The sequence below is a fragment of the Gemmatimonadota bacterium genome (genome assembly GCA_039715185.1).
Classification (GTDB): Bacteria; Gemmatimonadota; Gemmatimonadetes; order Longimicrobiales; family RSA9; genus DATHRK01.
This window is the reverse complement of record JBDLIA010000106.1, coordinates 1-10,519: the sequence shown is the minus strand read 5'-3', so window position 1 is coordinate 10,519 and position 10,519 is coordinate 1. Positions and strand designations below refer to the sequence as shown.

Here is a 10,519-nt window from a genome sequence, read left to right as displayed (position 1 = left end):
GCATGAACGCCGAAGCTAGTCTCCGTGTAGGAACCGGAACACCACCCGCGGGCGCGTCCCTCGGCGCCCGCGCGCACCCCCGGCAGGAGGGACGTCATGCTCGCCTCTCGCACCACCGCCAACGAACGCTTCAAGCGCACCAACAGCTCCCGGACGTGGGGGGGCATCGCCGTAGCCGCGGCGCTCCACTTCGCGGTGATCGCGCTGTGGCCCGCAGCCACTCCCGAGCCGCTCGGAGCGCAGCCAAACCCTGACACGATGTTTGTCGTCCAACCGCCGCTGCCGCCGCTGCCGCCGCCGCCCGAGGATGTGCCCCGTCCGGCGCACCCGGTCATCACCGTGGACGCGATCGATGACATCACGATCTCGCCCAATGTGGGCCCGGACGCCCCGCGCGTCGGTCCTCCTCCTCCCCCTGTCCGTCGAGGGAACGGTGACGATCCCGGAGTCTTCATCCCCCACACGGTGAAGCCGGAACTCGTCAACCAGGAGGCGGTCGAGCGGGAATTGAGGCGGCGCTACCCGTCGCACCTGCGGGACGCGGGGGTGGAGGGGACCACGTTGCTGTGGGTGAAGGTGGGCACCGACGGACGGGTCGCCGAAGCTCGCGTCGAGGAATCGAGCGGCTTGGACGCGTTCGACAGGGTCGCGCTGGAGGTGGCCGACGCCATGGTGTTCAGGCCCGCGCTGAACCTGGACCAGAAAGTGGCCTTGTGGGTCCAGATCCCGATCCAGTTCACGGTGCGATGACGCCGCGCCACAACGCGGCGGCGCTGCTCCTGGGCCTCGCCGCCGCCGCGCTTTCGTTGCCGACGCCGGGCCTCGCCGCCCAATCCTCGGACGGCGAGCCCGCCACGGAGGTGCGGAATCCGCCGCCCCTGCCGGTCGCCGTCACCAACAACGCTGTGGCGAGCCTGGAGATCGCCGGCAGGACTACGCTCTTCTCCTTCCTCGGTCTGGGCGCCTCGCGCACGTGGGACGGCGTCACCCAGCGGGCGTTCGCGGTCGCGCTCGGCGACTCTTCATGGACGGAGCTGCCGCCGGTCCCCGGACCCCGCGGGCGGATCGCGGCCACGGCCGAGGCCGTCGGCGGGGTCGTCGTCCTTTTCGGCGGCTACACGGTCGCGCCAGACGGCTCGGAGAAGTCGGTCCCCAACGTAGACATCTGGGATCCGGCCGAGGGTGGTTGGCGCGCCGCCGCCCCCATGCCCGTGCCGGTCGATGACGCGGTCAGCGGGGTGTGGAGAGACTCGTTGATATACCTGGTCAGCGGCTGGCACGACGGCGACAACGTCTCCCTGGTGCAGGTCTACGACGTGGCACGGGATAGCTGGCAGGAGGCCACGCCCATCGAGGGCGTCCCCGTCTTCGGCCACGCAGGCGGCGTGGCGGGCGACGCGATCGTCTTCATCGACGGAGTGCGCCGCAACGACACTCGACCCCGCTACACGATGGCGCCCCAGGCGTGGCGCGGAGACATAGACCCCGCCGACCCGACCAGCATCACCTGGCGCCCGCTGCCGGAGCACCCCGGGCCCGCGCTGTACCGCGCGGCCTCTGGCGTGTGCGGAGACCGTATCGTGTTCGCCGGCGGCACGGACAATCCGTACAACTACGACGGCATCGGCTACGACGGCCGGCCCGCGGCGCCCCGGGACGCCGTTTTCGCCTACGACGTCGGCGAGGACCGCTGGGTGGACCTGGGCGCCGCCCCGGCGAGCACGATGGACCACCGGGGCCTGCCGGTCGCCGGCGGACACGGGTTCGTGATCGGCGGCATGCGCCTGGCCCAGAGGGTATCCGCCGGGGTCGTCGTCCTGTCGCTACCGGGCTGCGGCTGACGCGCGCGCGATGAAAGCCCAGATGTCGGGGTCGAAGCCGGCCATCTGCCGCGCCTCCGGCTCACTCCAGTACACGTCCCGTACGGCGTCCGCGATGCCCTCATCGCCCCCCGTGAACGCCTCGGTCAGTTCGCGCCAGCGGGCCGCGATCTCCCGGACCTCGGGGTCGTCGAGCGGAAGCTCGGCCTCCATCGCGGCGCGGGCGCGGGCGATCAGCCTCGGCCACTCTTCCTCCGCGGCACGGATGACGTCCTCGCCCAGCTCTTCGCGTCTGGCGGCCAACGTCTGAAGCTGCTCTGCGGTAAAGTGTTTCTCGAACATCGTGGTCATCTCCATCAGCGCGATGAGTTCTTCGGCCGAGACGCCACCTTCGGCGTCGAGCCGTCCGGCCAGCGACCGCACGCGCTCCCGCAGGGCGCGCAGGGAGTCGAGCTGCCGGTCCAGCCTTTCGGCGTGCATCCGCAACACGCGGCCAAGGGTCATTTCGGGTCGATCGAGGGAGTCCGCGATGTCTGCGAGCGGCAACCCCAATGCCCGCAGCGATACGATCCGCTGCAGCCGCCGCACGTCGCCGGGCCCGTAGAGCCGGTAGCCGGCAGGGCTGCGCGAAACCGGCGCGAGCAGCCCGATGTCATCGTAGTGGTGCAGCGTGCGCACCGTCAGACCGGTGCGTAGCGCGAGTTCACCAACCGTGATTTCCATGCGGCCTCCGAGTCTCTTCTCGATCACCTCGATCGCACGCTAAACCCTCACGGTACGTCAGGGTCAAGCCCCACGAGAAAACGGCCCGCCGGAACGCACCGGCGGGCCGCTGTTCGGCCGGGTCTGCCCGAACGCCTACTCGACGGCTGTTCGCGCCCCGAACTTCTGGTCCAGCATGAGCAGCGCGGCGGCGTTGTCGCCCGCCATGCGCAGCTGCGCGACGGCGTCCTCGGCGCTCGCCTCTTCCTCTACCTGCTCGGTGATGAACCACTGCAACGCGACCTGCGTGGCGTGGTCGTGCTTCTCCTTGGCGAGCTCGTAGAGCGCGTCGATCATGCCGGTCACGCTGCGCTCGTGTTCCAGCGCGTGCTCGAAGATCGACAGCGGAGAGCCCCACTCGACGGGTGGTTGCTCGATCGCCTCCAGCGTCACGTGGCCGCCGCGGTCCAGCAGGTAGTCGTACAGGCGCATGCCGTGCCCGAGCTCCTCCTGCGCCTGCAGGCGCATCCAGTGCGCGAACCCGCTGAGGTTGTTCTCCTCGAAGTGCGCGGCCATGGCCAGGTACACGTACCCCGAGTAGAGCTCGTTGCGAATCTGATCGTTGATTGCGTCCCGTACCGCGGCGTCCATGCGTCCTCCTAAGGGGCCAGCGTCAACCTTCCGTCTCGATCCGCTCGCACCCCTGCCTGCGTCGGGTGTCGGCGATGGTGAGGATCTTCCAGCCATCTGCTAGTTGTACGAGCTGGAAGGCGTCCACGCCGCAATGGCTGAAGTCGCCGTCCATGAACACATCGTACTCCGCCCACACCGTAGCGAGCGGGCCGTCGATGCGCACCTCCACGTCGAAAAGCGGCTCGTCGATGACGCGCTCGAAGTTGCCGATCGTGGTGACGAACTCGTCGACCGTCGTGGTTCGGATGACGACGCTGCCGTCCTGCGCGCGGCCGGGTCCGGTCAGCCCGCCGTTCTCGACGAAGGCCGCGCGGATCATGGCCGTGTCCTTGGCGCGCATGCCGTCGAACAGCATGTCCACGGGCGCCATGACGGCCGCCTGCTCCGGCGACAGGTCCGCCTCGGCGCGCGGCACGTGACCCTCCTGGGCGGCGAGCGGGGCCGCGGCGATCAGCAAGGCGACGAACAGCGTAGTGCGAGCCTTCATTCCGGTCTCCTGGGCTGCGGGCTAGAGAGGCTCGACGTCCGCGGCCTCGGGGCCCTTTTGAGTGGTGACGATCGTGAATTGGACGCGGCCGCCCTCCTCCAGCGAGCGAAAGCCGTCGCCGACGATCGCGCTGTAGTGGACGAACACGTCGTCGTCTCCGTCATCGGGGAGTAGGAAACCGTATCCCTTGGAATCGTTGAACCATTTCACGACCCCGCTCACGCGCTGGCCCTGCGCCTCCTCGGCCCGCGCGGCAGGCGCCGCGGGCTCGTCCCGGGGAGCGGCGGTCTCGCCCTTGGTAGCGGCACTCGAACGCGCCGGCCGGCGTTTGTCGCCGTTGGCATCGTCCGCGGCCACTTCTATCCAATGAGCGGCAGGGGCGAGGGCCTGCGATCGTTCTCTGAGGGCGTCGGTGCCGTTGGTCGCGACGAGGATCAACTGCCGACCCGGCGGCACTTCGGCGAGCACTCGCTCGAGCCTTCTCGCGGAGTCCGCGCGACCGAGAATGCGCGCCGCGTCATCGACGACGACCATGCGCACATCGGCCATGACCGGGGCGCCGTTGCGCAGGTGCCGGTTCAGCCTACCAGGCGTGGCCACGACCATGTCGAATCCGGCTCGCAGGTCGCGCAGTTGGGCCTCCTCGTCACCCTCTTCGTGGATCTCCCCGATCCACAGATCGCCGTCGGCGCCGAGCTCGCGGGCCTGCGTCGCCACGCGCGCCGCGTGTCGGCGATCGGTGCACAGGATCAGCGTGCGCAGCCCGTCCGAGTCCGCCTGATCGTCCAGAGCGGCCAACAGGTAGGCGCCGCTGCGCGCCGGATTCGCGGGAGCCACCAGCACGACGTCCTCGCCCGTGGCCAGCGCGGGTAGGGCGCGTCGGTGTGTCTCCGGAGGGGCAGGCCAACCGGCTCTCGACGCGGCTTCCCGCAAGGCAGCGGACCGGACGGTTCCTTCGTATCCGCGGTCCCGGCCACTCGACTCGCGCGACCGCGTGCGGGCCGGCACTCCGCTCTCGCGGGCGGAACGCCCCGAGCGAATCAACAGAATCACGACGACGACGGCGACCGGGATGATCGCCCACCAGTACTCGAGCACGTGTATGCGTTCCTTTGTTGGATAGTCCAGCTTCAGCAGGTGATCATAGCCGGAGCAGGCGGACCGATGCCAACCCGTCTCACTCGGCCGTGCCGTCCACCCGCCAGACTCGGCCGATCGAGGTGAGGACGTACAGCTCGCCGGCGCCGTCGACCCCGAACGAGAGCACCTGGCCGAGCGCGGGGGTGATCCACTCCTTGTAGGACGAGGCGGCGGCGGCGAGGTCGATGCTGCGGATGAAGCCGGAGCAGAAATCGGAGAAGAAATAGTGGCCGCGCAGCGCCGGCACGGCGGCTCCCCTGTAGACGTGGCCGCCGATCACGGAGCAGCCCTCGCCGTGGGCGTATTCCAGAACAGGGAGCGTGAGCCCGGTCGCGTCGCAGGAAGCGGTCGCGAAACACTCGCTGCCCTCCATCACGTTCCAGCCGTAGTTGAGTCCAGCCGCGTCCAGGGACGCCCTGTTGATCTCCTCCAGGCGATCCTGGCCCACGTCGCCGATCCAGATCTCACGCAGGACGGGATCGATCGAAAAGCGCCACGGATTTCGCAGTCCCAGCGCCCAGATTTCCGGACGCGCCGCGCCGCCCGCCGGGAACGGGTTGCCGGACGGGATGGCGTATGGCTCGGTCCCGTCCACGTCGATGCGCAGCATGGCCCCCAGCAGGCTCGCCTCGTCCTGCCCACTGCCTAGCGGGTCGCCGCCGCTGCCGCCGTCGCCCATGCCGATGAACAGGTTGCCGTCGGGGCCGAAGGCGATCATGCCGCCGTTGTGGTTCGAGAACGGCTGGGCCACGTCCAGCACCGCGGACTCGGTGGCGGGATCCGCCACGTCCGCATCGGAGCCGACCTCGAAGCGCGCGATGCGCGAGCCACCGTCCTGCCGCGTGTAGTGCACGTAGAACCTGCCGTTGGCGGCGAACTGCGGGTGGAAGGCCAGGCCGAGCAGGCCGAGCTCGCCGCCGGACCTCACGCGGTCGGTGATGTCCAGGAATGGCTCGGCCACGAGCTGCCCGCCCGAAACTATGCTGATGAGGCCAGACTGCTCGACGATGAAGAGCCGGCCGTCTCCCGGCGGCGCGGTCAGGAGCACTGTGGGGGTTAGGCCCGCCGCCACCGTGGTCAACACCAGGCTCGCATCCTCGACGGGAAGATCGGGGTCCGGTTCCGGGTCCGCGAGCCCGCCATCGCCCCCACACGAGACCAAGAGGACGCACGCGAACGCGCCGCGGCGGACCGCCCGCAAAGGCGACCCGCCGTTCCCGTCGGTGGGTGGAGCCGCGGCTACATGCCGAGCCAGTAGTTGACCTTGATCAGGAAGATGTTGTCGGAGTCCGCGTCGAAGAGCGCGGTCCGATCCCTGGCGAAGTCGAAGTCGCCCACCTCGGCGAACGAGCTCCGGTCCTGGGTCCACACGAAGAAGAGCGTGGATCCGGGCGTGTACTCCCAGCGGAAGACGGCGTTGCCGCGCAGCGAACGGAAGTTGAAATCCGGATCGTCCACGGTAAACTCGGCCGCGGGCCCGCTGCCGTCCGGGTCGATGAGGAATTGCCGCCCGTCGTCGCCCAGGTCCACCGCCTGCACGGTACCGATGTCCTCGCCGAACACGCTCTTGGACAGCCCGCGCGGGGCGTCGAACTCCTTGAAGCGCGAGAAGTCGTTGCTGCTGAACAGCGGCTGCATGAACAGCTCCAGCGACATCGTCGGCGTGAAGGTGACGTTGAGCCGCGTGTTCATCGAGAACGACCGCTGCTTCAGGTCCGCGAACACGTAGCGCGTGCCGAAGAAGTCGGTGGCGGCCGCGTCGTCCACGGCGGTGACGTACTGGGCGGTGGATTCGCCCGTATTGAAGGACGGCCTCAACGACACCACGACGTTCGACACCGGCTTGAGATTCAGGCCCACGCTGAAGTTGTAGTCGCGCGCGCCTTCGTCGTTGCGCCCGTGCGAGAGGTTCGTCGACAGCCAGAACGGCTTGCGCGAGTCCGTGTTCATGTTGAAGGACATGAAGTCCACGCCGGCCCTTCTCAGCACCGGGCCGCCCCGCGTCAGGCGGTCGTCCAGGACCGACGGACGCGTGAGATAGAACCCGCTTAACCACCACCAGAACGGCGTCTGCGTGCCCGCCCAGGCGTGGTACTGCCGGTCCGTCAGGTCGCCGTCGAAGTTGTACTGCTGCTGGGCACCCACGGTGAAGTCCAGCCGCCGGTAGTACTTGGTGGGGGTCGTGAACTGACGGGCCACGTTGCCGTTCATCCACACGAAGTCGGTCCGGGTCAGGAACGCCAGGTCGTTGTTCTCGAAGCCCGGGCTGCGGATGTTGAGCGCGCTTTCCCAGCGCCAGTCACCGGCGTCCTTGGCCACCCGCGTGTACGAGCCGAATCCCCGCATCGATGTCAGCGTCGGGTCGAACCGGTCGCTGAACAGCCCGTTGCCGCCGTGCTGCCGATCGGGGCGCTGGAAGTACCGCGCGCTCGACTCCTGCCGTAGCAGGATGGCGTCTGGTGAACCGGAGATGTTGGTGACCGCGGCGCTCGCCATGAGGCGGTAGGTCCGGTCGCCCCACCACAGCTGGCCGTCCAGACCGAGGCCCTCGGAGTGCGAGTTGAGGATCGTCTTCAGGTCCGGGTCGTCCAGGTCGCGCACCACCGACGTCACGATCCCGCCGATCTGCAAGTCGCCGTCCTTCATGTCCTTCTTGACCCGCCCCGCGAAGTAGTTGCTGAAGGGCTCCACCTGCTTCTCGAAGAATTCGCCGTCGGTGCCGACCACGTCCGCACTTTCCGACGACGTGACCGCGTTCAGGAGCCCGATGGAAAGCCCTCCCGCGGTCCGGCCGGTGACCTTCGCGGCGCTCAGGATCGTGGTGTTGTCGGGCACATCGGCAAACTCGCCCGCGTCGTGCGCGAAGCCGCCGCCCTGCGGAGCGCGGCCGATGCGCCGGGTGAACAGCATGCCCAGCGAGGAGGCGTTCGAGCAGAACATGCAGCTGAACCCGCCGAAGCTGAACAGCCCCCGCCCCGCGATGAAGAACTCGCGCTTCTCCGGGAAGAAGGTCTCGAACGCGCTCAGGTTGACCACCGCCGGGTCGACCTCGGCCTGGCCGAAGTCGGGATTCGCGGTCGCGTTCAGGGTGAGGTTGGAGGTCAGCAGGTACTTGAGATCGACGCCGGCCCTGAAGGCCTGCTCCGAGTCGTCGTCGAACGGGTTGCTCGCGTCCACCTCGCCGCCCCTGAACTCGGCGCTGGATGTGACGTACGGCAGCAGCTCCAGCTTGTTCGTGCCCACCGCGGGCGCCTCGATGCCGTCCAGGTGCCCGTACCGCGAAGGTCCGCCGGACTCGTTCTTCCACCAGAACGACCACATCTGCGACTCGTTCAGACGGTGCACGAAGCGCTCTATCTGGAGCCCCCAGCGCTGATCGCGGCCCTGCGGGAAGCGCAGCTGCGCGAACGGAATCTCGAACTCCGCCGTCCAGCCCAGTGAATCCACGTTCGCGCGCGCCCTCCAGACTGGATCCCAGGAGTCATCGGCGTGGGATCCACCGGGGCCGAAGGCGTCGCCTCGCACACCGGCCGGGTTGATGGACAGCACCGTGCGGCCCAGGTGATCCAGGAACGTGTCGAAGATGATCGTGAGTTGGTCGCTGTCCGGCCAGTTGTCGCGCCGTACCAGCCGCGACACCACTCCTTCCGCGCCCTGGTCGTCGAACATACGAGCGCCGATGTACAGCGTTTCGTCGTCGTACGCGAAGCGGACCTCGGTCCTCTGCGTGGCGGGCACACCCTCGTCCGGTTCGCGCTGGAAAAAGGCGTCCGCGACGGGGGCGCGCGCCCACACAGCCTCGTCCAGGCGGCCATCGAGCGCGATGACGCCGTCCAGGCGGACCGCCCGCGCGAGCGGCGCGAGGCGCTCGTGGTCCGCGTCTGCGGCGGGGGGAGTCACGGCCGCGGTCGCGGCCGAGGTACCGGTGTCGCTATCCGAGATCGGCGATTGCTGCGCATGCGCTGCCGCCGGCGCCCCTAGGGCGAGGCAAATGGCGAGAATCGCGCGCTGCCGCTGTAGGTTCGCTGTCATCGATCGAGCCAGGTCGTGGTGCGAGAATGGTAACACCCTTACGAGTCGGCGGGTCCGAAAGCTTCGATGCCGTACCGGCGTACAGGGTTGGTCATCGCCCCACGGGGATCGCCGGCGCGAACGCCGGTTGAACCACGCTCCTGCGGGGACGGGGGGCGCTTGTCCGGCCCGCGCGCCGACCCCATCCTCGGGCCATGGAACTCATCGCCCACCGGGGCTTGAGCGCCCGCGCCCCGGAGAATACGCTGGCCGCCCTGCGGCTCGCGCTCGATGAGGGAGCCGACGCGCTCGAATGGGACGTCCAGGCCAGCGCCGACGGCGTTCCCATCCTGCTGCACGACGCCACCCTGGATCGGACTACCAGCGGCCTCGGCCCCGCCGACGCTCTTTCCCTGCAGGAACTCCGCTCGCTCGACGCGGGATCCTGGTTCGATGTCTCCTACGCCGCGCAGCCCATACCTTCGCTGGCCGAAGCGCTGGCCCTGGCGCACGGTCGTTGCGGTCGCATCTACCCGGAGCTCAAGGCCGGCATGCACCGCCGGGTGATCGGCCCGGTAGTGGACGAAATCCGCGAGTTCGACTGGGCCGAAGGAGCTACCGTGATCTCGCTCGATTGGGACGCACTGGCCGAAGTCCGCCGGCTGAGCGACCTGCGCATCGGCTACGTGGTGGCAGAACCCGCCGGGTTCGATCGGGCGCTGGAGCTGGCGACGGAGGACGGCAACGCCATCCTGGACCCCGACCGGAGGATCCTGCTCGAGGATCCCGAGCGCGTGGCGCGCGCGCTCCGGCACACGCGCGGTGTGATTACGTGGACCGTGAACGACCCCTGGGAGGGCAGGGTGCTGCTGGACATGGGCGTCGACGGGTTGACCACGGACGACGTGGCGGCGCTGCGCGCCGGACTCGAGGCGTACTGAGTGCGGCGCTCCCTGGGGCTGCTCGTAGTGTTTGTGCTGGCGTGCGATGCTCCGCCGCCCGACGTGCCTCCGCCCGACGTCGGACCGCTGCTTGCGGCCGCCGAGTCGGCCTCGGTGCGACCGGCCCCCGCCGCCTGCGGACCGGTCCACGTGGTCGTGCTAGGCTCTTCCACCGCGGCCGGGACCGGACCGGCGGACGCCGCCAACGCGTGGGTGGAACGCTACCGGCGCCACCTGGAGGAGGCCGGCGCGGGCCATCGGCTGACCAACCTGGCGCGCGGGGGCTACAACACCTACCGGATACTCCCCGTGGGGCTGGGGGGCGACGAGGATCGGCTGCAGCCCGATACGGCGCGAAACATCGACAAGGCGCTGGCTGCCGGCGCCGACGCGATCATCATCAATCTGCCCTCGAACGACGCGAATCTGGGCGTCGAGGTGGCGACCCAACTCGTGAACTACGACACGGTCTCGGCGCGCGCCCGGGCCGCCGGCGTGCCGGTCTGGGTCGCGACGACGCAGCCCCGCGACTTCGACGCCGACAAGCGCGCCAACGCGCTGGCGATGAGGGACTCCACGTTCGCGCGCTTCGGGGAATACGCGATCGACTTCTTCACGGGCCTGGGGCGGCCGGATGGCACGATCTCGGCCGCGTTCGGGATCGGCGACGGCATCCACCTGAACGACGCGGCGCACGCCATCCTGTTCGCGCGTGTGGTCGATGA

General features: G+C 69.2%; 10 protein-coding genes and 1 pseudogene. 4 read left to right on the top strand and 7 right to left on the bottom strand.

What is annotated here, in order from left to right; genetic code table 11:
- The first annotated feature begins 96 nt into the window (after nt 1-96).
- Together ABFS34_14500 and ABFS34_14495 are read left to right on the top strand one after the other, a co-directional pair.
- A complete protein-coding gene (locus ABFS34_14500; GenBank protein ID MEN8376653.1) occupies nt 97-750 on the top strand; it encodes an energy transducer TonB in 654 nt (217 codons plus the stop codon).
- Nucleotides 747-1,841 carry a galactose oxidase gene (locus ABFS34_14495; protein MEN8376652.1) on the top strand — a complete coding sequence of 365 codons (1,095 nt, stop codon included), beginning with the start codon at nt 747-749 and terminating at the stop codon, nt 1,839-1,841. Before ABFS34_14500 ends, ABFS34_14495 begins: the two co-directional genes overlap by 4 nt.
- On the opposite strand, the gene ABFS34_14490 is transcribed toward ABFS34_14495, so the two are convergent.
- The 7 genes and pseudogenes from ABFS34_14490 to ABFS34_14460 form a co-directional block, all read right to left on the bottom strand.
- Entirely contained in the window at nt 1,824-2,543 is a 720-nt protein-coding gene (locus tag ABFS34_14490) for a MerR family transcriptional regulator (protein MEN8376651.1), read from the bottom strand. The genes ABFS34_14495 and ABFS34_14490 overlap by 18 nt on opposite strands.
- A 135-nt stretch (nt 2,544-2,678) precedes the next feature.
- Nucleotides 2,679-3,173 (bottom strand): ferritin, encoded by a 495-nt coding sequence (locus ABFS34_14485; GenBank protein ID MEN8376650.1) that lies wholly within the window; start codon nt 3,171-3,173, stop codon nt 2,679-2,681.
- A gap of 22 nt (nt 3,174-3,195) precedes the next feature.
- Complete coding sequence (locus ABFS34_14480) at nt 3,196-3,702, bottom strand: nuclear transport factor 2 family protein (GenBank protein ID MEN8376649.1); 507 nt, start codon at nt 3,700-3,702, stop codon at nt 3,196-3,198.
- Nucleotides 3,703-3,723: 21 nt separating this feature from the next.
- Nucleotides 3,724-3,924, bottom strand: coding sequence for a cold shock domain-containing protein (locus ABFS34_14475; protein MEN8376648.1), 201 nt, complete (start codon nt 3,922-3,924; stop codon nt 3,724-3,726).
- 216 nt (nt 3,925-4,140) lie between these two features.
- Nucleotides 4,141-4,710: pseudogene (locus ABFS34_14470) on the bottom strand (DEAD/DEAH box helicase).
- A gap of 169 nt (nt 4,711-4,879) precedes the next feature.
- Nucleotides 4,880-5,926, bottom strand: a complete 1,047-nt coding sequence (locus ABFS34_14465) for a PQQ-dependent sugar dehydrogenase (GenBank protein MEN8376647.1) — start codon at nt 5,924-5,926, stop codon at nt 4,880-4,882.
- A 155-nt stretch (nt 5,927-6,081) separates the two neighbouring features.
- Nucleotides 6,082-8,742, bottom strand: coding sequence for a DUF5916 domain-containing protein (locus ABFS34_14460; protein MEN8376646.1), 2,661 nt, complete (start codon nt 8,740-8,742; stop codon nt 6,082-6,084).
- A 326-nt stretch (nt 8,743-9,068) separates the two neighbouring features.
- On the opposite strand from ABFS34_14460, the gene ABFS34_14455 reads away from it, so the two are divergent.
- Nucleotides 9,069-9,794 (top strand): glycerophosphodiester phosphodiesterase family protein, encoded by a 726-nt coding sequence (locus tag ABFS34_14455; protein ID MEN8376645.1) that lies wholly within the window; start codon nt 9,069-9,071, stop codon nt 9,792-9,794.
- On the top strand, nt 9,795-10,519 hold a 725-nt coding region (locus ABFS34_14450), incomplete at its 3' end, for an SGNH/GDSL hydrolase family protein (protein MEN8376644.1).